The organism is Blastocatellia bacterium, from assembly GCA_035573895.1.
Classification (GTDB): Bacteria; Acidobacteriota; Blastocatellia; order HR10; family HR10; genus DATLZR01.
The window spans coordinates 19,516-43,703 of the sequence record DATLZR010000083.1; the positions used below are offsets into that span (position 1 = coordinate 19,516).

At 59.5% G+C, this 24,188-nt stretch carries 16 protein-coding genes and 1 pseudogene; 13 read left to right on the forward strand and 4 right to left on the reverse strand.

The window, feature by feature from the left end; genetic code table 11:
• Positions 1 to 3: 3 nt before the first annotated feature.
• From VNM72_08350 to VNM72_08365, 4 genes and pseudogenes are all read left to right on the forward strand, one after another.
• On the forward strand, positions 4 to 1,398 hold the full coding sequence (locus VNM72_08350) for an SIR2 family protein (protein HXF05412.1): 1,395 nt from the start codon (positions 4 to 6) through the stop codon (positions 1,396 to 1,398).
• Positions 1,388 to 3,577: a DUF87 domain-containing protein gene (locus VNM72_08355; GenBank protein ID HXF05413.1), complete on the forward strand. Its 2,190-nt coding sequence runs from the start codon at positions 1,388 to 1,390 to the stop codon at positions 3,575 to 3,577. The genes VNM72_08350 and VNM72_08355 overlap by 11 nt, the downstream gene beginning before the upstream one ends.
• A pseudogene (locus VNM72_08360) lies at positions 3,574 to 4,963 on the forward strand (type I restriction endonuclease). Before VNM72_08355 ends, VNM72_08360 begins: the two are co-directional and overlap by 4 nt.
• Before the next feature lie 105 nt (positions 4,964 to 5,068).
• Positions 5,069 to 5,623: a winged helix-turn-helix domain-containing protein gene (locus VNM72_08365; protein HXF05414.1), complete on the forward strand. Its 555-nt coding sequence runs from the start codon at positions 5,069 to 5,071 to the stop codon at positions 5,621 to 5,623.
• Positions 5,624 to 6,824: 1,201 nt separating this feature from the next.
• Here VNM72_08365 and VNM72_08370 read toward each other — a convergent pair.
• Together VNM72_08370 and VNM72_08375 are read right to left on the reverse strand one after the other, a co-directional pair.
• Positions 6,825 to 7,358: a peroxiredoxin-like family protein gene (locus tag VNM72_08370; GenBank protein ID HXF05415.1), complete on the reverse strand. Its 534-nt coding sequence runs from the start codon at positions 7,356 to 7,358 to the stop codon at positions 6,825 to 6,827.
• 81 nt (positions 7,359 to 7,439) lie between these two features.
• Positions 7,440 to 8,882 (reverse strand): RtcB family protein, encoded by a 1,443-nt coding sequence (locus VNM72_08375; protein ID HXF05416.1) that lies wholly within the window; start codon positions 8,880 to 8,882, stop codon positions 7,440 to 7,442.
• Between the two features lie 164 nt (positions 8,883 to 9,046).
• On the opposite strand from VNM72_08375, the gene VNM72_08380 reads away from it, so the two are divergent.
• Positions 9,047 to 9,874, forward strand: coding sequence for a hypothetical protein (locus VNM72_08380; protein HXF05417.1), 828 nt, complete (start codon positions 9,047 to 9,049; stop codon positions 9,872 to 9,874).
• A 94-nt stretch (positions 9,875 to 9,968) separates the two neighbouring features.
• Here the strand turns inward: VNM72_08380 and VNM72_08385 are convergent, their stop codons facing one another.
• On the reverse strand, positions 9,969 to 10,415 hold the full coding sequence (locus VNM72_08385; GenBank protein HXF05418.1) for a thioesterase family protein: 447 nt from the start codon (positions 10,413 to 10,415) through the stop codon (positions 9,969 to 9,971).
• A 50-nt stretch (positions 10,416 to 10,465) separates the two neighbouring features.
• Between VNM72_08385 and VNM72_08390 the strand changes: the two genes are divergently transcribed.
• The 5 genes from VNM72_08390 (at position 10,466) to VNM72_08410 (ending at position 17,224) form a co-directional block, all read left to right on the forward strand.
• Complete coding sequence (locus VNM72_08390) at positions 10,466 to 11,914, forward strand: DUF6782 family putative metallopeptidase (GenBank protein HXF05419.1); 1,449 nt, start codon at positions 10,466 to 10,468, stop codon at positions 11,912 to 11,914.
• A 23-nt stretch (positions 11,915 to 11,937) separates the two neighbouring features.
• Positions 11,938 to 13,143, forward strand: a complete 1,206-nt coding sequence (locus VNM72_08395) for a CaiB/BaiF CoA-transferase family protein (GenBank protein HXF05420.1) — start codon at positions 11,938 to 11,940, stop codon at positions 13,141 to 13,143.
• 1 nt (position 13,144) lies between these two features.
• Positions 13,145 to 15,688, forward strand: coding sequence for a M1 family aminopeptidase (locus VNM72_08400; GenBank protein HXF05421.1), 2,544 nt, complete (start codon positions 13,145 to 13,147; stop codon positions 15,686 to 15,688).
• Positions 15,689 to 15,756: 68 nt separating this feature from the next.
• Positions 15,757 to 16,452 carry a Crp/Fnr family transcriptional regulator gene (locus tag VNM72_08405; protein HXF05422.1) on the forward strand — a complete coding sequence of 232 codons (696 nt, stop codon included), beginning with the start codon at positions 15,757 to 15,759 and terminating at the stop codon, positions 16,450 to 16,452.
• A 160-nt stretch (positions 16,453 to 16,612) separates the two neighbouring features.
• A complete protein-coding gene (locus VNM72_08410) occupies positions 16,613 to 17,224 on the forward strand; it encodes a hypothetical protein (GenBank protein ID HXF05423.1) in 612 nt (203 codons plus the stop codon).
• A gap of 469 nt (positions 17,225 to 17,693) precedes the next feature.
• Here VNM72_08410 and VNM72_08415 read toward each other — a convergent pair whose 3' ends face one another.
• Positions 17,694 to 19,514, reverse strand: coding sequence for a glycosyltransferase family 39 protein (locus VNM72_08415; protein HXF05424.1), 1,821 nt, complete (start codon positions 19,512 to 19,514; stop codon positions 17,694 to 17,696).
• 342 nt (positions 19,515 to 19,856) lie between these two features.
• On the opposite strand from VNM72_08415, the gene VNM72_08420 reads away from it, so the two are divergent.
• The 3 genes from VNM72_08420 to VNM72_08430 all read left to right on the forward strand — a co-directional run bounded on the left by VNM72_08420 (position 19,857) and on the right by VNM72_08430 (position 24,188).
• A complete protein-coding gene (locus tag VNM72_08420; protein ID HXF05425.1) occupies positions 19,857 to 20,807 on the forward strand; it encodes a Gfo/Idh/MocA family oxidoreductase in 951 nt (316 codons plus the stop codon).
• 109 nt (positions 20,808 to 20,916) lie between these two features.
• Positions 20,917 to 21,870, forward strand: coding sequence for a TonB family protein (locus tag VNM72_08425; GenBank protein HXF05426.1), 954 nt, complete (start codon positions 20,917 to 20,919; stop codon positions 21,868 to 21,870).
• A gap of 8 nt (positions 21,871 to 21,878) precedes the next feature.
• Positions 21,879 to 24,188 (forward strand): SpoIID/LytB domain-containing protein, encoded by a 2,310-nt coding sequence (locus tag VNM72_08430; GenBank protein ID HXF05427.1) that lies wholly within the window; start codon positions 21,879 to 21,881, stop codon positions 24,186 to 24,188.

Sequence of the window (24,188 nt, forward strand, 5' to 3'; positions counted from 1 at the left end):
CGCATGAGCACGCGAAATTTAAATTTAAATGAAGATGATTGCTTCGAAATCGGTGGGGAGAGCCTCCTTCCGACCCCCACCTCGATTTCTGGAGCGGATAAGCAGCTTGGCGACCAGGGTAGCAGACCGGACGAAGTTCTCGATGACATCCGGGTGCGTATCAGCACACTTCTCAAAGCAGAGACCGTCTCTCTGCTCCTCGGTGCGGGTGCGTCGGTATGTTGCGGAGGCCAGTTAATTGGTTCTGTTCCCCCAGCCGTCGAGCAAAAGTTGTATGAACAATGCGAAGCGGAAATTGGGAAGCAACAGGTTCCGCAATGGCTCAAGGTCTTCTACCTAGCCGTGCGAGCCTGTGGTGCCCAAAACAGCCCCCGCACCGAAGAGGAGATAAGGGAGCGTCTCCAGCGAGTTAGCAGAAATGAGGCGGACAAACTCAACGCGAACTTCGAAAAGGTGCTGACGCAGCTTTACCGTTGGCGATCGGCTTTACCAGAGGCCGGTGGGCGGCTGCAAATTGATCAACCACTCACGCTTGATACCACTGCCAGAGACCTCGATGAAGCGCTTCAGCACGCAACCCGAGCTTTGGCATCTACATGCGTTCTTCCCGTTGTGGGGAAGGAAGATGGCCTTGGGTATTACAGAATCCTACTTCGTAAGTTGCTGACGCGCCCATTGAACCTCAAGCGCGTAAACATCTTCACGCTTAACTACGACACACTCGTCGAGCAGGCGGCCGACGCCGAAGGCATAGTTCTTCTGGATGGGTTTGTCGGGACCTTGCACCGTGTGTTTCGCCCTGAGAGTTACGAGCAAGACCTGTACTTCCCGGCCGAGACCACTGAAGGCCGCGTTCACCGCTACGACCGTGTGCTGCACTTGTATAAACTCCACGGTTCGATCACATGGAAGGCGTGCGAACCCACCATTGACAACCCTTACGGCGTTCAGTCGGTGCCGTTCGATCCGAGCGGCGCGGAGTCTCTCCTTATCTATCCCACACCGGCCAAGTATGGCGAGACACTGGGTCTTCCCTACTCAGAAATGTTTCGCCGGTTTGCCGCGAGCGTCGTCCGTCCGCAGTCGGTCTTAATCGTCATTGGCTACGGGTTTGGCGACGAGCATGTGAACGCAATTATCCGGCAAGCCCTCGCCGTCCCGAGCTTCATCTTGCTCATCGCGACCCCATCGGCTTCCAGCGACTTCGTCAAGACGCTCCGCGAACAGCGAGACCGCCGGGTCTGGATTGCCAAAGGGCCATCGATAGGAACTTTTGCAGGCTTTGTCGAGTACCTATTGCCGGACCTACGAGACGAGGAGATCCGCAAGAAAGTCCTCGAAACGCACCGTGCGCTCAGTAAGACAATGCCGTTGCAAGGAGACTCTGATGGCAAATGACTTCGAGATCGGCCGTGTGGTCGCCGTAGACACTGCCCAAGTGACCATCGAGCTAAATCCCGATTTGAAAGGGATGAGCCGAAATACCTACGAAGGTCCCCAAGAAGTCGGGCGAATCAACTCCTATGTGATCATCCCGGTCGGGGCTCGGCGCCTGGTCGCCATGGTAACGCGCGTAGTGCTCGTCGAAGAAGCAGAGATGAGGGCTGATCGGACAATGGTTGCACTTCCTGCCACCCGCCGCCTGATGAAAGCTACGCTCATTGGTACCATTGAGGGCGGTTCGTTTCGACAAGGCGTGTCACTTTTCCCTGTGCTTGACGCTCCGGTTTACCTGGCTGGTCGGTCTGACCTGGACGCCCTCTTCGGTCCTATCGAGCAAGACACCGGCTTAGCCTCAAACTCGGAGAACCCGGGGTACTGCATCCCAATCGGTGAGTCCGCAGTCATGCAGGGGCGAATTATTCGGATCAATCCAGATGCTTTCTTTGGTAAGCATGCCGCAGTCCTTGGGAGTACGGGGTCCGGCAAGTCCTGCACAATTGCCAGTCTGATCCAAGCCATTCGTGAGCAACCGGGAGTGAAGCGGACGATCTTCGTGATTTTGGACACGAACGGCGAGTACCGAACGGCATTCCAAAAGCAGAAGGACGATGGTAGTTGGGAGGATCTCGGACCACGGGGGACGCTTTATATCCCGTCTGATCGGGTTGCGAAATCTGACCGGCTCGTGATTCCATACTGGTTCATGAGCTCGGAAGACTTTGTCCGGCTGTTTCAAGCTTCCAAGGGTGTGCAGCGGCCTGTTCTACTTGAGGCTTTGCGTCTCGCACGAAATGAAGCTGGTACTGCATCACGGCTCACTGTGCTGCGTGAGGAACTTATTCACGAAATTAACCGAATTTGGTCGTTGTCCGGAAAGGATGAAAAGACCTCCAAAGATGTAAGAGACTTAGCACAAGGACTCAAGAACCGCATTAGTCAAGATGACCTCACGACCGCATGGGGAGAGGCCGAGGTTAAGTATTCTCTGACCAAGGCCCACGTGGATAGGGCTTTAGATACTGTGTTGACTATTGCCTCGAACCATATCGACAACGGCGTCTACCCTAAGGTCCTCCCCGCTGACGCTCGGAAAGTAATCCGCGACACCCTCGAGCCTATCTATGAGAAATTGACCGGGGCACACCTCGGTGAAAGCGGCGCAGATACCAGTCGGTCTGCAGATACTCCTTCATATTTCGATAAGTTGAAATTCCGCTCCCGGCACCTCGAGCGAGTTCTCTGCCGCGAGGAGTCAGGAGGTGCGAGGGCGCGTGATTACGTGGGTACGATGCTTATGCGAATCGACCGCCTGCTCACCGATCCGAGGTTCGATTTCCTGTTCGGTCCGGTTGGCCAAGCGATGCCGAATCCAGTGCATGCTTTGGCAACGTTTCTTCGTGACACCCTTGGCATCGGTGCGGCCGAGGCTCTGCAGTTGTCGTCCAAAGATGACGCTCCGGAGGGACAACTGCCCTTCTATGACCGCCAGCGTGCCGGCGAGAAGGCCGTTGATGTTGTTATCCTCGACCTGAGCCTGCTTGTGGCTGAAGTCTTAGAAAATGTGACCGCGCTGATCGGCCGTCTGATTCTCGAGTTTCTGCAGCGCTTGGGCGAGTACGGAGGCGAGGGCGCTCGGGGTTCGTTGCCCGTTGTCCTAGTCCTGGAGGAAGCCCACAACTACATCCAACAGCCGCGGTCCGCTGAGGAAGAATCGATTTCGCGGGTCCTCTTTGAACGAATCGCTCGCGAAGGACGCAAGTATGGCCTCGGTCTGGTGGTGGCCTCGCAACGGCCAAGTGAACTTTCCAGGACCGTGCTATCTCAGTGTAATAGCTTCATTGTCCATCGGCTGCAGAACCCTGAGGACCTGCGGTATTTTAAGGAAATCGTGCCGGCCATTTATGGTCCGATGCTTGATCAGATCCCAGCGCTCGCACCGCAAACCGCGCTGGTCCTCGGCGAGTGCGTACCGGCCCCGGCGCTTGTTCGGATCCGCGAGGCACGCCCCGTGCCTAGGAGCCGCGACCCGAAGTTCTACCGATACTGGGTAACCGATTCTCCTCCGAAAGTCGATGTCGAAGCCATCTGCAAGCAGTGGGAGAACGCGAGTAATCAAGAGGAAGATAGCGGATGACCCCTCACGCCCTCACTGAATCCACCGTCGAAGAGGCCGCCCTGACTTGGCTGGAATCCCTCAGCTGGCGGATTGCCTATGGGCCGAACATTGGGCCGGGCACTCTGACCGCCGAGCGCGCCGATTACCGCGAGGTTATCCTGGCCCAGCGGCTGCGCGATGCCCTGGCGCGGCTCAACCCCGACCTTCCGGCTGAGGCCCTGGAGGATGCCTTCCGCCGCCTCACGCATCCGGAGGGTGCCACGCTGGAAGCCCGCAACCGGGCTTTCCACCGCATGCTGGTAGATGGGGTCGAGGTGGAATACCGGCGCCTGGACGGGCGCATCGCGGGTGCCCAGGTTCACGTCCTGGATTTTGAAGACCCCGACAACAACGACTGGCTGGCTGTGAACCAGTTCACCGTGGAGGAGGGCCGCCATACCCGCCGCCCAGATATCGTCCTCTTCGTGAACGGCCTGCCCCTGGCCATCATCGAGCTTAAGAACCCTGCGGATGAGGAGGCCACCATCTGGACGGCCTTCAACCAACTGCAGACCTATAAGGCGGAACTTCCCACTCTCTTTTCATTCAATGAATTGCTGGTCATCTCCGATGGCCTGGAAGCCCGTCTCGGGACCTTCATCGCGGGGCGCGAATGGTTCAAGCCCTGGCGGACGGTCGCCGGCGTTCAGATCGAAGACCAGAGCGTTCCACAGCTTGAGGTGCTTCTCAGGGGCGTGTTCGACAAGCCGTACTTCCTGGAGCTCCTCCGGGACTTCATCGTCTTCGAGGACGACGGCAGCGGGCGGCTGGACAAGAAAGTCGCGGGCTACCATCAGTTCCATGCGGTACGGGTGGCCGTGGCGGAGACGCTCCGCGCATCCAAGGAGCCCCTCAGCTCGGCCTGGGTCCGTGAACTCCTTATGAGATATCAGACAGGCATCCAGCCCGGCGGGCGTCCGGGAGACCGCCGGGTGGGCGTTGTCTGGCACACGCAGGGCGCCGGCAAGAGCTTGACCATGGTCTTCTACGCGGCCCGCATCGCCCGCGAACCGGAGATGGAGAACCCCACCATCGTGGTCCTCACCGACCGTAACGACCTGGATGACCAGCTCTTCGGCGTCTTTTCCCGCTGTCAGGACCTCCTGCGCCAGCCCCCAGTCCAGGCCGAGTCGCGCGCCCACCTGCGGGAGCTCCTCCGCCGCCCTTCCGGCGGGATCGTGTTCACCACCATCCAGAAGTTCTTCCCGGAGGAGAGGGGAGACCGGCACCCTCTCCTCTCCGAGCGCCGCAACATCGTCGTGATCGCCGACGAGGCCCACCGGAACCAGTACGACTTCATTGACGGCTTCGCCGGCACATGCGCGACGCCCTGCGCCCAATGCCTTTTTCATCGCCTTCACCGGGAAGCTCACCGAACCGATGTTCGAGGCGATCTTCCGCCGAGCCCGCGAGTTGATGGAAACCCGGTGAGTTCCCCCCTCAGTCGGTGCGGAAAAGGAGAACACGCAAATGCACGGAGACGTCAACGAAGCCTTTGAGATTCTTTTGAACGAACTGGATGCTGCTCTCAAGGATGTGCGGGAGCGTGCAGCTGCAGCATCCCGGCAGGGCGACTATGAACGGGCGCAAACGGAGCTTGCACGGGCGCAACAGATAGAGAAGTTCATCGCCGATATCCACGCCAAGCGGCAACAGTGGCAAGCGCTGATCGGTAAGCCGCGCCGACAGCGCGAGGGCAGAGGAAAGACCAAACCACTCCCGCGCGGACAGCGCACGCCGGAAGAGGCGTATCGTTTGCCCATCTTGCGCGCTCTGGTAGCGATGGGTGGTGAGGGCACGGTGTCCGCAGTTCTCGAACGTGTTTATCAAGAGATGGAGCCGCATCTGAAGCCCATTGACCTGAAGCCGCTGCCGTCGGATGCGAAGACGCCACGCTGGCGCAACACAGCCCAATGGGCACGGAATTCCATGGTCCGCGAGGGTTTGTTGCGAAACGATTCGCCGCGCGGCGTCTGGGCAATCACTGAGCGCGGGCGGGCCTATCTGCGGCAGCACGGGCAATAGCAATGGGTGAACAGGAGGCATCTGGAAAAGGCGCGCAGCGTGTAGCGATGAACGGGGATTGGATCAAAATGCCAGCGGAAGGGCAGTTCTTGCAGCGCAAATTCTGCTACGACTGGAGTGGCAGCAAAAGAACACCGCGGGGCCGAAGATCTCGTCCGCGATGTGGTGGAGACGCTGCTGGCAATGGCAAATGCAGAAGGGGGTTCAGTCGTCCTCGGGATGGAAGATGATGAGGGCAGGCGCGTGACGGGGACACCCCGATGCCAGGGTTCAGTCGTCCCCGGCTGGGGAGGTGACAGGACAGTTATCGGGATGCCGTCCGGCTGAACCTCGAGAGGGTTAACACCGAAGTTCGCCATCGCACACGTCCCCCACTTCCGCCGCAAGTCGAGTAGGCCAGCGCCTTGTGGCACCTGGATGGTTGCATCTGGAAGGCGCAAAACGGAGGCGGCGTTATACCCATTGCGGATTGCGGAGGGGTGGATTTCGGATTTACAGGTCCCGATCCCGTAACCAGGTTATGCGCAATTCATGAGGGTTTTTCAAAAGGCAATGGGTATTACTTGCCGGCCGGCTGAGTTATCGAACACCTTCGATCCTTTATTGAAGAGCCTCATCAAATTGCGTCAATAACGACGGTGTTCGATAACTCAACCTGCATACTTACTCGAACCTGTCGGCGAAAAGCGCGGGGCAAGCATGTTTCGACTCTGGCAGAGGCGGCGTTATCGAGAGATCCCGTCCGATTATCAAGGGGCTTCGTGAAATTTATCTGCAAACGACAATTCTTGATGCCCTCAAACCTCATCGCATCCACGGCGTTATATGGATCCAGTGATGCCGGAGAGACCAGGACCACTGCATCCCGCTTTGCCTAAACGATCTCCTCCGCTATGGCTGCGAAGGTTTAACGGAGAGACTATCAGGCGCCACTTTTTCACCCGCCGAAGGAATCAGGTCTTTTATCGTTTGCGGGCGAAAGCCTTCGCTCTCATGACGGGTTCTCCGGAAAATGGTGGACAGACCCGTTCAGCCTGTGCCCGACGCAGACTCGTTGTGCTCCTTTCATCGTTAAGGTTTTACCGGAGGGAGGAACCGGCGTGCTCGCCGACGTTCGCTCAAGCTCCGTCAGGACCTCACCGCGTGCCGTCTGGAGGATTGCCCCTGGAGCGATGCGCTCACCAGTTATGAGGGGGCTTCTTTAGTCCCGCGGCAGAGAGGCGAGCAAAAGGGCATTGGGCGGATTGTCCGCGGCATGGCGCGAGTGGTAGGCGAAGCGAATGATCCCCGACCGATCAACGATGAAGACACCGGGTAGTTGTCGAGGGTCTCCGACGGGTTTACCCGCTCCGTATCCTTTTCGTACAGCCTGGAGTCCACGACGCCAGACCGATGGTCCAAGAAGTTGAACCAGTGATCCCCGACCGAGACCGAAGGCAGCAAAGGCCCTGCGCTCGGGATCGGCCAGGCAGGGGAACGGCAGATCGCGTTCCCGCCGGAAAGACTCCGTCTGTCGCTCATCGCCCTGAGTGATGACGACGATCTCAGCTCCCCGCCGACGAAATTCCTCATAATCGCGCCGTAACTCGGCGACGTGCTCGCGGCAAAACGGTCAGCCAAGATGCCGAACGAAGACGAGCACGACCGGCTGGCGCTGCCAGAAATGCGAGAGTCTGACCGTCTGACCATCGGTTTGCTTCAGCTCGACATCCGGTGCCGCATCTCCGATTCGCATCCGATTCCCTCCGAGAATGTGACGCACGCTTTCCAGCCTGCACACAGTCGCAGACCGGAAAGTCCGCGCTGCCTGTGTTCTTTATCCCTTCACAACGCCAATCGGTCGCAAACGAGCGACGCGACGGGCAATCCCGGCGGCTTCGACGACGCGGGCGACCTCGTTGACATCCTTATAGGCTTCGGGCACTTCTTCCAGCACACCATCTTTGCTGGCGGCTTTGACGATAACGCCCCGACTGGCCAGTTGCGCTCGAACTTGATTAATGTCGCGTCCCTTTTTGGCGGCCGTGCGAGACATCATTCGACCGGCGCCATGACAACTGGAAGCAAATGTCTCTTCGGCCGCCGTGCCGATCAACACATAAGATGCTCGCCCCATATCTCCGGGGATGATCACCGGCTGGCCGATGGCGCGATAGGCTTCGTGCAATTCGGGATGGCCGGCGGGCAAGGCGCGGGTGGCTCCTTTTCGATGAACGAGCACACGCCGGGGCTCGCCATCTACCCGATGCGTCTCGAATTTGGCGATGTTATGCGCCACATCGTAGAGAATCTCCAGATCCCCCCTGTCTCCGAAATGTCGCTGGAAGACTTCTCGCACCCAGTGCGTGATCATCTGTCGGTTGGCGAAAGCGAAATTCGCCGCCGCATTCATCGCTCCGAGGTAATCCTGTCCCTCGGGCGAGGTGATATAGGTCGCCGCCATTTCTTTGTCCGGCAGACGAATCTTGTACTTTTCCATCGCCGAACGCAGCACCTTCAAGTAGTCGGTGCACACTTGATGACCGAATCCCCGTGAGCCGGTGTGAATGAGAACGGTCACCTGTCCCGGCGACAGACCGAACGCCCGCGCTGCCGACTCGTCGAAAATCTCATCCACGTACTGGATCTCCAGGAAATGGTTCCCCGAGCCGAGCGTTCCCAGTTGGTCAGCTCCACGATGCTTGGCGTGATCGCTCGCCGCTTTGGGGTTGGCTCCGGGGATGCAGCCGCGCGACTCGATGTGATCGAGATCATCCTCCCGTCCGTATCCCTGTTCAACCGCCCACTGCGCGCCCAATCGGAGCACGTTATCCATCTCCGCCCGACTCACGCTGATTTGCCCTTCCCGACCGGTTCCTGACGGAACGGCATGAAACAGATCGTTGACGATTGCCTCCAGCCGGGACCTCACCTCATCGAGTTCCAGGTGGGATTTCAACAAGCGCACGCCGCAGTTAATATCAAACCCGATGCCGGCCGGCGAGACGACGCCTTCCTCGGCATCGGTCGCGGCCACGCCTCCGATGGGGAATCCGTAGCCCTGATGCACATCGGGCATGACGATGGGCCGACCGACGATTCCCGGGAGAAACGCGAGGTTTGCTGCCTGCTCGAGCGACAGATCCTTCATCACCGATTCGAGCAATGTCTCATCCACGTAAATGATCACATCGGTTCGCATCCCCGGCTTATAACTGCGAGGAATCATGTAGCGATAGTCATCGAGTTTGACCAGTTTTTCTCGCCAGTTCGTGGCCATGACCGTCACCTCCTCTTGTTCAAAACCATATTATAGGCGATGGCATCTCTTAAACCTAGAAGCACGGGCATCAGGTGACCTCCCGATGGGGATGATCGTCGCCGGTCTCAAACCCGCCGAGGGACACGCCTTCCTCCGATCAGGAACGATGGCGAATCAGAAAGATGCTGACTATAATACGGCTCATTTTTTCGCTGCGAGGTCGGATTATGGTGAGGAAGCTGGCATCAGGGAGAATCGTTGCGGCTCTGGCTTTCATCTTGTTTGTTTGCGGCACCGTTGAGGCTCAGGACATTTTCGAGATTCAGGTCTACGAGTACCTGACGGTCCCCAAGAACAGATACAATCTGGAAGTCCACTTCAACTACATTGCCAGCGGGACGAAGGAACGGCAGGGACGAGTGGCTCCGACGGACAATGTCTTTCACCTGACGTTCGAGCTGACGCGGGGGTTGACCGATCACGTGGAACTTGCGGGTTATTTGATGCTGGCTCAGCGTCCGGGCGGAGGGTTCGAGTACGCCGGAGCCCGCATCCGGCCCCGGTTTCGCCTTCCCCGGTCCTGGCGGCTGCCGTTTGACTTCAGCCTCAGCACGGAAGTTGCCTTCCCTCGACCTCAATACGAGGAAAACAGTGTGACTCTGGAGATTCGCCCCATCATTGAAAAATCATTCGCACGATGGCGCCTGTCTTTTAATCCGGTGGTGGGCCGTGCCCTCAAAGGCCCCGAGAGCGATGCCGGTTTCGATTTTGAACCGGGAGCGAAAGTGGCCTACCTCGCCTCGACGAAAGTGGCGACGGGAATCGAGTACTACGGCAGTCTCGGCCAGTGGAGTGACTTCCTCCCTCTCGGTGAGCAACAACATCTTCTCTTTCCCTCGCTGGACCTTTATCTGACCGAGAAGATGATGATCAATCTCGGTGTTGGCTTCAGCCTCACGGGCGTGAACGAAAAACTCATCCCCAAGATGCGGTTAGGGTACCGATTCTGAGGATTCCGCCGTCGTCGAGGTCTGAAGAGGGGACCGATCCGGCCCTCGTCCTCGCCCGTGAGCGGGGAGACGGTCAGGTCTCAGGTCAGCAGGCTCAACCGTCGGTCGGCGCGAGCGGACCCGCCAGGCAGGCGGCATATTCAGGGGGAAGGCTCCGGGGCCGCCCTTGGCCGTCCATGACGACGTGAACCGTGTGACCCCGAGCGAGAGGCTGTCCGTCGGGGGCACGACGAATATCATAGGAGAATGTCAGCGAGCGCCGACGGATTTCGCTCACCCAGGTGCGCACAATCAGCTCGTCATCGTACCGGGCGGACGAGAGATAACGACAGGTGGCCTCGGTCACGGCCAGATAGAGCCCGTACTCCTTCTCGAATCGGCGATACTCGAAGCCTCGTTGCCGACAGTATTCGCTCCGACCCACCTCGAACCAGACAAAATAATTGGCGTAGTAAGCCACTCCCATCTGATCGGTCTCGGCGTAGCGCACGCGCACGCGCACCTCGACGGCGTGATCCGGCACCGTTTTCTCCTCAATCATCGTTTGACAATTTCTCCCCCTTCGGTTACAAAACGACAGGAGATTGTGGGATGGGAGGGGTGAAACTGTCAAAGGCTTGGCGGCTTTCCCGGAACGTTGGCAGCGGGCTCCTGATTCTCATGCTGTTGGGAACGCCGCCGTTGATCTCCGGTCGCTCGTGGTCCCGGGGCAGCGGCTCATCGAGAGAAAGCGTCCAGCAGGCCCCGCCCGTTTATCAGCGTCCCGTCATTGATCGAGGCGAACTGCTTCAGGCCACGCAGCAAATGCTTCACTACGTGAGCGAGCTGCGGGGATTACCCATCCTTCATTCGGTGAAGGCTGCCCTTCAATCGCGCGAGGAGATTCGGCAAAGTCTCATCAAGGATCTCGACGAGCGCACGACGAGTGACGAATTCGATGCTTCAACGAAGCTCCTGATCAAACTCGGCCTCGTCCCCCGTGATTTTAAGTACCGCGAGTTGCTCATTCGCATCATCGAGGAACAGGTGGCGGGCTACTACCGCCCCAAGACCAAAAACCTCTATCTGGCGGACTGGCTAACGCTCGATGAACAAAACAGCGTCATGGTTCACGAGCTGACGCATGCCCTTCAGGATCAGCACTTCCGGTTGGAGCGATTCTCGCGTCTGCCCAAAGGACAGAGCGATTACGAGCTGGCCATCACCTCGCTCATCGAGGGCGATGCCACGGCCGTCATGCTCAATCATCTGCTCAAACCGCAACGGCTCGATATCGCCTCCATCCCGATACCCCTCAGCGCCGTCTTCGATCAGTTACAAAAGTCGGATGATGCCCGCATCAAGGTCCTCAACAGTGCGCCGCCGGTCATTCGTGAGAGCCTCCTCTTCCCCTACGCCTACGGCACGACCTTCGTCCAGTACATTTTGATTCACAGTTCGTGGAATCGCGTGTCGGAAGCCTACGCCGATCCTCCCGACTCCACCGAGCAAGTCCTCCATCCGGCGAAGTTCCTCCATCGAGATTATCCTGTGCGGATTCAGCTCCCGCGATTGGAGAAGGTCCTGGGTAAGAGTTTCGTCCACCGACTCTTCGATACCAATGGGGAGTTCGGCTACTACCTGATCCTCAGCCAGTACATTGACAAGGGGAAAGCCCGTCGAGCCGCCGAGGGCTGGGACGGCGATCAATTCGCCCTCTATGAGAACAAGGCAACGGGCAACACCCTTCTCGTTCTCTACTCGACCTGGGACAGCGAAGCAGATGCTGAGGAGTTCGCTCGCGCCTATGCTGAGCGAACGGTGGCCCGTTATCCCGATGCCAGAGAAGTTCATCCGGCGCGCGAGATGACGACCCGGACGTGGGAGACAGCCGAAGGACATGTCCATCTCGAGCGTCAGGGACTCGACGTGCTCATCCTCGAAGGTCTGGATGAGGCGGCGATGAAGAAGTTCCCCCAACTGGTGAAGACGCTCTGGCAGAGCCGAAAGGTCGAGATGAAACCATCGGCACATCGCCTCCCGGCTCGACCCCCTCGCTAGAGAGCACCGGACCTAACCCCGCCATGCCTGTCATCGGAGAGCAACAGGAGACCACGACGCCCCCTCTCAGCGGTGTGAGAATTCTCGATCTCACGCGATTGCTCCCGGGTCCGTATGCGACGATGATTCTGGCCGATCTCGGCGCCGAGGTGATAAAAATCGAAGAACCGTCTACCGGCGATCCGGCTCGATACCTGCCGCCGATTTCGGGGGATACCGGGACGGTTTTTCTCATCGTCAATCGAAACAAAAAGAGCCTCACCTTGAATCTGAAGGATCCGCGCGGGGTGAGAATCTTCCATCAGCTTGCCGGGACGGCCGACGTGATCGTCGAGGGATTCCGTCCGGGGACGACCGATCGGTTAGGCATCGGGTATGCCACGATTGAGAAACTCAATCCCCGGATCATTTACTGCTCGATCACGGGCTATGGTCAGACGGGTCCTTATCGTCACCGGGCGGGCCACGACATCACGTACACGGCTCTGGCAGGTGTCCTCGGATTGACGAGCGACACACGGGGTGACCCCATTGTTCCGGGTGTTCTCCTCGCCGATCTGGGAGGAGCCCTGGCCGCGGCTATTGCCATCCTTGCTGCTCTCATCGCCCGCGAGAGGCAGGGTCGCGGACAGTATATTGACCTGTCGCTTCACCATGCCGCCTTTTCCTTTGCGCTCCTGGGGCTGGCATCAGTCCTGGCAGGCGAAGAGTTTCCTGTGGGTGCAAAGCACCCGCTCAGCGGAGGCTTCCCCTGGTACACCCTCTATCGCACGCAGGACGGGAAATTTCTCGCCGTCGGAGCACTGGAACCAAAGTTCTGGCGACGACTGTGCGAGGTCCTGGGTCGGGAGGACCTTGCCGGGAAGCCGGTGAGCGATCCATCCGAGGCCGCAATGGTACGTGAGCAGCTTCAAGCGCTTTTTCTCTCCAAGCCACTGGCCGAGTGGCTTCACCACCTTAGTTCTCATGATGTCTGCGTTGAACCCGTTCTGTCGGTGAGTGAAGCGATGACTCATCCCCAGGCCGAGCACCGCCAGGTGACGACGGAAGTGCGGCAGAGTGACGGTCGCACTCTGGCTCAGCCGACGCCTCCCTATCGCCTGTCGGCAACGCCCGCCGGAATTCGCCGTCCGGCTCCTCGACTCGGCCAGGATACAGCCGCCCTTTTGCACGCGCTCGGTTATTCCCAACAGGACCTCGCCCAGCTCCAGGAGGCCGGGATCATTTGAGATGTCACCGGGGTGGATTGTGAAGATTGCGGGAAGGATTCTCTTTCGCCATGGGCTCGCGCTGCTCCTGGTCTTTTTCGTCTGTGGGGCATTGTGGAACCCGCGCGCCCCAAGCCAGTCCTCCGATCTCGGCCAGGGGCATTGTGACGACCCTCTTTTTCTCGAGCTGCGTCGCCTCACTCCCGCGACGGCCAGCGTCCCGATACATGGCGTAAAGCTTCGACGAGATGTTGCCACCCTCGCTTTTGAAGAAGGAACGTTTTACTTCCTCACACCGATTCGCGGCCGGGTCGTGGGAGCCGTCTTTATCGGCCAGGGGGTCTTTCGCCTCACGCCGCCGGTTGAAACCGAGAGGCGATTTCTCCGCCATCTCACTCAGTCCGAGGAGCTGATCGAGCCGTTCACTCAGGCGATTCTCTATTTCACCGACAAAACCTATGAGGAGCTGAAGGCGCAGGTGGAGATGAGCGATGCACCGCCGCCCCGTTCGGTGCGCGACGTTTTCAAGGAGCATCAACAGGTTGTTCGTCGGGAGCTGAAACAATCGGTCGAACTGCGACTCCTGGCCGATCTCTACACCCCGTCGCGTCCGGGTTTTTTCACGGCCTTTCTCAAAGGGAAGAACCTCCCCCGGCTCGCCTTCGGCGTTGATCCTCTGGGATTCGCCCCCTCGTTGCCGAGTCCCGAAGAGGTGGGAGTGGCCAGTTATGATGAGACGACCAAAGGAATTTGGTCGCTCTTTCATCGCCAGGAAGAATACGCGGCGGGGACCGCCTCGATGGACGAAGATCACCGGGAATACGACATCACCCACTATACGATTGATGCGACGATTGGCCGCAATGAGCGTCTGACGGCGCGAGCGGATGTGACGCTCGTCCCGCGTCAGGCGGGTTTGCGCGTGATCCGAATGATTCTTTTTCCCGCGCTACGCGTCAACGAGGTCAGGGACGGCCATGGTGCTACCCTCCCGTACATCCAAACGGACGAGGAGGAAGGAGGGGCCTTCGCGATCGTTTTACCGGAAGCGGTCCGCAAGGATGAACCCCTTCGATTCATCATCTCCTATAGCGGGCGGGGAGCGATTCAGCAGAGTGGGACGGGCACCTACCTGTTGCTGCCCGAGGCGCGATCCACCTGGTATCCCAATAACTGGCAGGTTGAGTTTGGTGATCGCGCCACGTTTGATCTCACCATTAGAGCGCCTCGGGGCGAAACCGTGGTGGCGACCGGAACTCTCGTCCGCCGGGAGCGCGAGGGAGACTATGACGTTTCTGTCTGGAGGTCGGAACATCCCGTCGTGGTCGCCGGGTTTAACTACGGGACCTTCAAGGTCCGCGAGCAGGATGATCACGGATTCCGAATCGAAGTTTACACCAATACATCCGAACCCGATGAGGTGAAGCAGATTCGACTTCTGGCCGAGCGGCTTGAGCAGCAGGGCGTCCGCCTTCCTCTCACACTGGGGACGCTCACGACCACGGGACTGGCGGAGCGTTCGCTGATCGAAGCGATCAACTCGATTCGCATCTTCAACGCCTATTTTGGGAGCAATCCCTACGGGCGCGTGGCGCTGTCACAGCAGCCGGCGGCCTTTTTCGGCCAAAGCTGGCCGATGCTCATCTATCTGCCATACACCGCGTTTCTCGATGGAACGCAGCGACGGTCTCTCGGTCTCCCGGTGCGCTTCTCCGAGTTCACCGATGTCGTCGGCCCCCACGAAATCGCCCATCAATGGTGGGGACATCTGATCGTCTGGAAGACCTATCGCGACCAGTGGCTGTCGGAAGGGTTCTCGGATTTTTCCGCATCGCTCTATCTTCAGTTGGCCTACGATCGCGATCCCGCCACGCGGTTGAACCGCTATCTGAAGTTCTGGCAGAGTCAACGGGAAGTGATAACGGAGAAAGCCCTGCTCGGCGTCATGCGGGCATCCCTTTCCCCCAATGGCGTGGGACCGCTTTCGCTTGGTGTGCGGTTGAACACGGGACGCACGTCGGGCGCCTACGAACGCCTGGCCTACGCCAAAGGGGCTTTCGTCCTCCACATGTTGCGGATGATGATGAATAATCCCCGCGCTTCCACCGGCCTCGGCGATGACCGCTTCATCGCCATGATGAAGGATTTCGTTCGCCGTTACATGCACAAGGCCGCGTCCACCGAGGACTTCCAGCGCGTCGTCGAAGCCCACATGACGCCGGACATGGACCTCGACGGCAACGGGCGCATGGACTGGTTTTTCCATCAATGGGTTCATGGCACGGACATCCCTCATTACACGCTGGAGTATAAGATCGAGCGGCGCGAGGGTAAAATCATCCTCACCGTCAAGATCACGCAGAGCAACGTATCGGATCGTTTCAAAATGCTCGTTCCTCTTTACGCCGACTTCGGCAAGGGGCGCATCCTGCGTTTGGGTGTCGCTCGACTGACCGGCAACAGCTCAACCGAGACGCAGCTTACTCTTCCTCAGCTCCCCGAGCGGGTTTTGCTCAACGCCGCGGAAGACGTCCTCTCCACTCAACGGATCATCCGTCGGGATTGACCATTCCTTGCCGCGGGATCCTCTCCCTCTTCACTCGGAACGCTGACTTCGCGTAAGATTCACCGGCTATGATGCGGCTGACATCGGTGTGGTATGTGAAAACGGGCCCTGTCCTCGGCGAATTGGGGGAGGATGTCCTGGCTCCCTTCTCGCACGTGGACATCATCAAGCGGGGTTCCTACCTCTACTTCCCGGAGGAAGCGGCGGAATATGTCTATCTCGTGCGCGCGGGAAGGATTCGGCTGATGCGACTCGAAGGTAATGAAGAAACCACAGTGGCTTTTCTCACTGGTGGGGATGTCTTCGGCGAACTGTCGAAGGAAGGTCACCTGGCGACCGATGCGCTTGAGGTCATCGAGGACGTCGTCATCCGAACGCTCGAGCGGCGCCCGTTCGATCAGTTGATCATGACGCCTCCGATCCGGGAGCTGAAGGCCGTACTCATGGGCGAGACCGACCGCCTGACCGTCACCATTCCCCTGGCGGAGGTGATAGAAACAACTCCGCTCGAGCGCGTCTCTCGCTTGATCCTCAAGCTCACCGATGACGTGGGAGTTCCTCGCCTCGATGGGAATATCGAGATTCCTTTCAAACTGACGGCAGAATCGCTGATTCATCTCACCGGGCTGTCGGAGGCAAGCGTCTCGGATGTTCTGAGCCGCTTGATCTCCGACCACCTGATTGAGATCGCCGGGCGACGTATCATCGTGCGGAATCGGAAGGAGCTGACGAAAGTAGCCGCACGATCGGGGACTCCCTCCTGATCATAGCGCGCCAATCACGAGTGTGAAGACGCGACTTCGAGCCATTCCCCGTATGGTGTGCACCTGTCGGAGGCGCAACGAGTCGTGCGCTCCGCCGGCCCCTTCTGCTGGCCGACGAATCGGAGGCAACGTCGGTTCAGTCCAGACGGTCCGTCGGCTTTTGATGTTTTTTCTTCTCCTGCCTGGCCTCGCGGGCTGTGGGTCGCCCTTTCGCGTGCCGGAACGGGTGCGAATTCCCACAAGCAGTCCCCACGACCGCGCCGCTCGCGCGGGATTGAGCGCGTCGGCAACGATGATCACAGATGAAGACCTTTTGTTCGAGCTTTTCCAGGCGAACCTGCGACTGGCAGGAATACTTCCCATCTATCTGGAGATGAGGAACGACGGGGCGGCTCCCGCCGGCTTGCGCGGAATGAAAGTGGAGGCCCACGATGCCATGGGGCATCGCCTCGCCCGGGTTTCCCCGGAGGATGTTCTCCGACGACTCCACGACTACTACGGAGTCAGGCTCTACCGTCCCGCCTCGAAAAAGGAACTTCAAGAGCGCTTCAAGCACATCGGGTTCCCCTTCGATCATCCCCTGCGCCCCGGACAACATCAGGAGGGATTTCTCTTCTTCGAGCTTCCAAAAAGTCAGCACCCGCTCGAGGCAATCGGAGCCGTGACGCTCAGCCTGAGCGGCATCCGCTCGCCCGAGCAGGGAGAAATCTCTCTCGAACTCACTCTCCGGTCGGGATCGCGCCAGGAGAAACCGGACGCCGCTTCCCGATGATCCCCTCGCCGGCGTCCGGAGCATTCACTCCTGACTGCCTGAGGCCCCCGCCGAAATGCAGATTTCCCCGCTATGCGTGTTCGCCGAATCGAACATCTGCCCCATGCCGTCGTGCTCCGGGATAGGTTCACGCACTTGTGACGCCTGGCAGCCGATATATCCGAGTTCAGGTGTACCCGTCTGACACGATGCTTTGCTGCCCGCGTCGCTGGCTGAGCCAATAACTGCCTGCTGCATCAACCAGCGTTCTGCTCCACTTCATCTGATACCAGTTGCCTTTTGAAAAACCCTCATGAATTGCCCATAACTGGTTACGGGATCAGGACCTGTAAATCCGAAAATCACCTCTCCGCAATCCGCAAGTGGTATGAGGGTTCTTGATCAAGTCTGCGAGGCGGAGAAGATCATCCCGGTTCTTGAAAAATGCCGGGGTCGTCCCACGGGAAGGCGGGGAGAGCGGCTCCACCAATCAAGGCGCCGTCGTCCGGCACCGAAGCAAAATCCTGTCCCGGAAGGTGGCCAGCGGCCGACAGGTGAAGCGCTCCTCTCGTTGAAGGTCTCTCCAGGCCCTCTCGCTGGTGAGAACAAGGCGCGCGTTAAAGGAGGAGATAAACCGGTGCAGAGACTCTGGAGATTCGGCGATGATGACGTTGCCCCTGCCATCGTAGAGGGAACGGGCATTGGTATAAAACGTCAGGGAATGATGCCAGGTGAAGTAGCCGATCAGTCTCTCTTCCGGTTGCGCTTGCTGCTGAACGATCATGGCCAGGGGACGAAGCGACTCTCTCTCTTCCAGTCTCGGCTGGAAGACATCGAGCACCGGGAGGGCTATCCCCACAAGCCCGATCACCACCGTGGCGATGAATCCTCGCACCTGCTTCTTCAGGATGAAGGCGAAAAGGATGACCGCCGTGACCGCACCGGGAACGATCACAGAGGCAATGTCTCGCACCGTGAGGCCGAAGACGCGCTGACTGTAGAAACAGAGGACGATCAGGACCACGACAATGAGAATGGGGATGCTCCACAGCGCAAGCGTCGCTCCGCGATCAACGCCCTCTTTCTGAATGGCAGCTTCTAGTTCCAGTGCGACGAGAAAGGCCAGAGCCGGCATCACGGGCAGGATGTATCCCGGCAGTTTCGATCCGGAGAAGGAGAAGAAAAGAACAGGAATCACGAGCCAGAGAAACGAGTAGATTCTCAACTGCGCGGTACGATCCTGCTCGGCGGTCATGGAGTCGGAACTCTGTTTCGAAGCAGGAATGCCTGCTCCACCCGGTGCAAGTGCGGGATCGGGTGAAGGCCCGCCTTCCGGCACAGGGGCAGAGGTCATGCCCTCGCCGTGTGTATGTCGCAGACCTTCCGGGGAGCGGGCGCGATGCCGGAAGAAAGACGAGACCCGGCCTATGATGTCTCGCACCGGACAGCGCGTCAGAGAGAGGATGAGCACTGGCGTCCAGGGGAATGCCCCTGCCAGCACCACGGGCAGGTAGTAGTAGATGGGACCGGGATGACGGAATTTGTTGCTGAGGAAGCGCTCGATGTGGTGGCTGATGAAGAACTCCTGGATGAAGCTCCAGCCGTGTCGCGCCACCACCGGGACGTACCAGAGCGAGCATACCAGCAGCGTCACGGCCAGACCCATCAACAGTTCCCCGCGCCGGTTCTGGCGGGCCGGAGGGTGACTCAGGAAGAAGGCTCCAATGACGAGCGCGGGAAGCAGCAACCCGATGACCCCCTTGGCCAGGCAGGCCAGACCAAAGCACGCGAAGGCCGCGACGGTGAGCCATCGCCGATGAGACGTCCTCGATTCCATCGTGGCGAGAAAGAACAAGGCGAGACCGCCCGACAGGGTCGCCGACAGAAGCATATCGGTGCTGGCTCCTCGGGCGAAGCTGAAGAGCATGGGATTAATGAGCAGCACCAGTCCGCTCAGCAATCCAAACCGGGGCGAGCGAATGCGACAGCCGACGAAGTAGATGAGAACGAGAAGCACCAGTGCGCTCACGGCCGATGGTAGTCGCGCGGCCCGCTCCGTCACGCCGAAGGCGGAAAAGCTGGCGGCCATGAGCCAATAAAGGAGAATCGGCTTTTCTAACCATGGCTGCCCTCCGATGGTCGGCGTGATGAAATCCCTTCGCTCGAGCATCTCGCGGGCGACCTGAGCGTAGCGGGGCTCATCCGGTCCAATGAGCGCCATCGCTCCCAACCGAACGTAGAGGAAAAGGAAAGCGACGAGACACAAAAGGGCGAGGGGAATGAGAAGGTCTCTCTGCCGATGTGTTCTCATCGCTGCCGCGCATCCGATCGCTCCCTAAATATGACCGAGCTGAGCCGGTGGCGCAAGGCGCCGCTTCTGGAAAGAATCCCCCAACGGATGAAAGGTTCCAACGGATGATCGCATCGGCCGGTACTTTTAATCCGTGGGTGGTGAAGCTTTTCTTCACCTCCGCAATAACCCCAACGGATGAAAGGTTCCAACGGATAAACCAGCGGTTGGCCCATTTCATCCGTTGGCGCAGGTCATCCGTCGAGAAGCCTGCGCTCTCCGTTTTTTCGTCGCTCGTGACGCGCGTGATGCCCGGGCGATTCCCTCGACACCTTGCGCCATCTCTGATTAAATTAGGCCCGGATGATGCGCGTCGCAGTCGTTGGCGTCGGTCAGATCGGCAAGGAGCATGCCCGCATTTATGCGTCGCTGCCCCAGGTGCGACTCGTCGGCGTGGCCGATATTGATCGCGGTCGTGGAGAGGCGGTCGCCACGCGATATGGCGTCGCCTACTATGCGGACTATCGTGCTCTGCTCGATCAGGTGGAGGCCGTGAGCGTGGCCGTCCCGACCGAGAGCCACTGCGAGATCACGTGCGACTTCCTCCGGCACGGCGTCTCGGTGCTCGTTGAAAAACCTCTGGCGCGAACGCTCGAGGAAGCCGATGCCATGATTCAGCAGGCCGAACGGACGGGCGCGATTCTTCAGGTCGGTCACCTGGAGCGCTTCAACCCGTCGGTGCGAGCGCTCACGCAGATGGTGACGGAGCCGAAATTCTTCGAGGTTCACCGCCTGGGTATTTTCACCGAGCGAAGTCTCGACATTGACGTGGTCCTGGATCTGATGATCCATGATCTGGATATCGTCCTTTCGCTCGTTCGCGCTCCGGTTGTGGAGGTGAAGGCCGTGGGAGTTCCCATTTTGACGCCGTCGGTGGACATTGCCAATGCCCGGCTGGAGTTCGCCGATGGGTGCGTGGCCAACCTCACGGCCAGCCGCATTTCGCGCGAGAAGGTTCGCAAGCTGCGACTGTTTCAACCCAACGACTACATCTCGCTCGATTACTCGGAGAATCATCTCGATGTCGTCAGCCTTCAGCCCACGGGTCCGGGCGCGAAGCCGCTCATTCGCAGTCGCCGCCTGGAAGTGGAAAAGTATGAACCGCTGCGCGCCCAGATCGAATCGTTTCTGGAGTGCGTGCGGGAGAAGAAAAAGCCGCTCGTCAGCGGCGAGGACGGGCGACGCGCGCTGGCGTTGGCGCTGACGGTCGTCCGGCGAATCGAGGAGCACCGTCGGCGGGCGGGGATTGGTTGATCGGTCTGCTGTTTGGTACTATATTGGTCGTCGAGGTAAGCGAAGATCGAGATGATGACCTCGGCCGCCAAAGAGAATACGTCGGAAGCGGCTTGGCGGGCTGTCGGGCATGAGCGAGCGTCTGTTTGAAACTTTCGACATCCTCGAAGGGCGACCACTGGATGCGCGGCCTCGGCGCATCGGCGCAAGCATCTCGTTTTTGTTTCATCTTCTGCTTTTCGGGGTGATGATATGGGTCTCGCCGAAGACAATGCCGACGGAACAGCCGGAGACCGAGGTGGTGGCCCAGGGGGCTCCCCCTCACATCATTGAGCTTGATGCTCCTCTCTATGCCCTTCCCCCCGAAGTCGTTCGCCAGTTAGCTGCCGTCAGCGAACTGACGCCACCGCGTCGTGCGGAGTATTTGTCGGAGAAGGAGACGATCGCTCGGGGCGAGCGCAATCCCACGCCGCAAGGATCCTCGTCGTTGCCAAAGGTCAGCGGCGGAAGCGGCCGGATAGCGTCTCTTCCCTCCTCTCCACCGGCTGAGTCGCCGTCGGAAAGAGAAACAGGAGCACGCCGCCGGGCGGTGGAGAAGCCCTTACCGCCGACGCTTCCTTCGGCCACGGCCCAGTCGGCTCCGCTATCGGGAAATAGTGACGGATTGCGCGAATCTTTCCTGGCGGCGCTCAGGGGCGCATCGCCCCTTCCGCTTCCCGAAGTCTCTGGCGCACAGCAATCGGGTGTGACGCTTGAAGGTCCTCCCTCGGTGAACGCGCGGGCCGCCGAAGAGATGGAACAATACCGTCGCTATCTGGAACGAGAAATCCAGCAACGATGGTTTATTCCTCCCGAGGCTCATTTGCTCACCAGTCCGACGACGGTGATTATCATCTTTGAAGTGGCTCGCGATGGGAAGCTCCTTCAAATTCGATTGAAACAATCGTCAGGTTTTCCGGCCCTGGATCGGGCGGCTCTGAATGCCGTTCGACTGGCAGCCCCGTTCCGACCGTTACCGAGCGCGTTCCTCTTCACGAGTCAGGTGTTCACGGACAAGTTCACGTACTTTCCTCCGCGCGGATAAGGCTCGTCATGGGCAGCCGTCGGATGGTTGCGCTTCTTTTGCTGGTGGGTTTTGGCTGGAACGGCGTCGCCGCCCTTCCGCCAGAGAGGGATGACATCTCGGCCTCCCCGCTGATGTCACAGCGGCGGTCTCGTCCCCGTCATGTCAACCGAATGGGGGAGATGCCCGAATTCCCGTCCGAGGCCCCGACCTCGGAGCGGAGTCCGGAACCTACCGTTCGCATTGCTCTGGCCGTGGATGTGCTTCAGGCGACGGTGTCGAGCACAGCGCCTCTGGCCACCGTGCTTGACGATCATCAACAGCAGGTGGTCTTGCAGCATCGTGCGGTGAGCGTGACCCTCGACGCGACCGGGAAGGACAGTCCGCCCGTCTACGATGTCCGACTTGTCGCTCGGGGGGATCGCCGGACGACCGCGCCGCTCTTACGAAAAGTCCGATCTCAACTGAACGCGTCGGCGAGCGCGTCCTATACGCCCGCGACCGGAGAGATCATCGTGCGAATCGGACGATTTGGCAGCAAAAGCGCGGCCGAGGCAGTCGCGCGTCGGGCGCGGACTCTGGGATATCGTAGCGTTCGGGTAGTGCCTCTGGAGTCGAACGCTTCGGCCTCCAGCCGTCTGGTTGTTCGGACATCCGATGGCGCGCCAGTCATGCGTCTGACGGATCGAGTGACGCTCTTTCCCTCGGATCCGGAAGCAGCCGTAATCTTCAATAATCGCGCCTATCGTGGGCGAATTCTCATCGTTCGCAATCCGCGCCATCGTCTGACGGTGATCAACGAGCTTGGTCTGGAGCAGTACCTGCTGGGAGTTGTTCCCAACGAGTTGAACCCGACGGCTTTCGCCGAGATCGAAGCCCTCAAAGCTCAGGCGGTGGCCGCCCGCACTTACGCTCTGCGGAATCTGGGCAAGTATGCCGGTGAAGGATACGATCTCTACGATGATGTGCGCTCGCAGGTCTATGGCGGGAAATCTTCCGAGCATCCGCTGGCCAGCCGGGCAGTGGAAGAAACGCGAGGCATTGTGGCGACCTACGGGCATCGTCCGATTGAGGCGGTCTTCACGTCAACCTGCGGGGGACGGACGGAGAATTCGGAAGCCATCTTCGGCAAGCCAGAGCCTTATTTGCGGAGCACCGTGTGCGCTCCGGAAAAGGGCTGGCTCGCACCGCAGGAAATCGTCACGACACGACGGGAGACACTGGATCGTACCCTGGCGCTGCTCCGTGTGGCTGGCGTCATGCTTCCGCGCCCCTTGACCGAGGCGGTCCTGGCCGAGAAGCCTTCGGCCGATGAGCTTCGGTCGTGGGTGGGGGCTCTGGCTCGCGCTCTGCACCTTCGGGCGGCAGCCCCCGTGGTGATGCCGACATCCTCGCGTCGGCACCCGAAGCTGCTCGATCGGTCGGGATTTGTTGACCTGTTGGTGGAGAACTTTTATCCCGAGGGATATGCCGATCTCTTCTTCACCCCCGAAGATCTCGCGTATCTGCTCGATTATCCCGATGCCGATCAGATTCCCCGCTCGAGCCGGGCGTCGTTCGCCCTGCTGCTGAGCGATGGGATTCTCACTCCTTTCCCCGATGGCACGTTACGTCCGAAGGCTCCGATCGCGCGGCAGGAGGCCCTCACGATGCTCGGGCGAATGCTCGATCGCTTCGATTCCGCCGTCATTCAGGCGGGCCAGCTCATGAACGCAACGCCCACGACGCTCACGGTCAAGACGGCGCAGGGGAAGGCGGCGACTCTCTCCCTGGAACCCGACCTCTTCCTCTTCAAACAGATTGCCGGTCATGTGACTGCCAGCAGCGCGATTCGGGTCATCGGAGGTGAACGCCTTCGGTTTCACGTGAACTCCCGAGGCCGAATTGACTATCTGGAAATTGAACCGAGTCGAGCGGGTGTCGCCAGCGATCGTTACTCGCCCTACGCCCACTGGGAAGTTAGCGTCACCCGAGACGAGATCTCCCGCCGCCTGCGCGACAAGGGGGTGATGGTCGGGCCGGTGGTTGACCTCAGGATCGTTCGTCGGGGAGCGTCGGGCCGCGTGATCGAGCTGGAGATCATCGGACGACAGCACCGTCAGCGCGTCCGGGGACAGGCCATACGCACCCTCTTCAATCTGCGAGACACGTTGTTTGTGATCGAACGGCGGAGGGACACAAGCGGAGCGATTCAGAGTTTCGTCTTCATCGGTCGCGGCTGGGGACATGGTGTCGGCTTGTGCCAGATGGGAGCCTACGGTCTGGCCCTGAGTGGAGCCAGCTACGACCGGATTCTCCGCACGTATTACCGAGGCATTCGCCTGGAGAAGCTCTACTGA

Coding starts and splice junctions, on each gene's coding strand:
- VNM72_08350 (HXF05412.1), top strand. CDS start 4: ATGAGCACGCGAAATTTAAATTTAAATGAAGATGATTGCTTCGAAATC.
- VNM72_08355 (HXF05413.1), top strand. CDS start 1,388: ATGGCAAATGACTTCGAGATCGGCCGTGTGGTCGCCGTAGACACTGCC.
- VNM72_08365 (HXF05414.1), top strand. CDS start 5,069: ATGCACGGAGACGTCAACGAAGCCTTTGAGATTCTTTTGAACGAACTG.
- VNM72_08375 (HXF05416.1), bottom strand. CDS start 8,882: ATGGCCACGAACTGGCGAGAAAAACTGGTCAAACTCGATGACTATCGC.
- VNM72_08380 (HXF05417.1), top strand. CDS start 9,047: ATGCTGACTATAATACGGCTCATTTTTTCGCTGCGAGGTCGGATTATG.
- VNM72_08385 (HXF05418.1), bottom strand. CDS start 10,415: ATGATTGAGGAGAAAACGGTGCCGGATCACGCCGTCGAGGTGCGCGTG.
- VNM72_08390 (HXF05419.1), top strand. CDS start 10,466: ATGGGAGGGGTGAAACTGTCAAAGGCTTGGCGGCTTTCCCGGAACGTT.
- VNM72_08395 (HXF05420.1), top strand. CDS start 11,938: ATGCCTGTCATCGGAGAGCAACAGGAGACCACGACGCCCCCTCTCAGC.
- VNM72_08400 (HXF05421.1), top strand. CDS start 13,145: ATGTCACCGGGGTGGATTGTGAAGATTGCGGGAAGGATTCTCTTTCGC.
- VNM72_08405 (HXF05422.1), top strand. CDS start 15,757: ATGATGCGGCTGACATCGGTGTGGTATGTGAAAACGGGCCCTGTCCTC.
- VNM72_08415 (HXF05424.1), bottom strand. CDS start 19,514: ATGAGAACACATCGGCAGAGAGACCTTCTCATTCCCCTCGCCCTTTTG.
- VNM72_08420 (HXF05425.1), top strand. CDS start 19,857: ATGATGCGCGTCGCAGTCGTTGGCGTCGGTCAGATCGGCAAGGAGCAT.
- VNM72_08425 (HXF05426.1), top strand. CDS start 20,917: ATGAGCGAGCGTCTGTTTGAAACTTTCGACATCCTCGAAGGGCGACCA.
- VNM72_08430 (HXF05427.1), top strand. CDS start 21,879: ATGGGCAGCCGTCGGATGGTTGCGCTTCTTTTGCTGGTGGGTTTTGGC.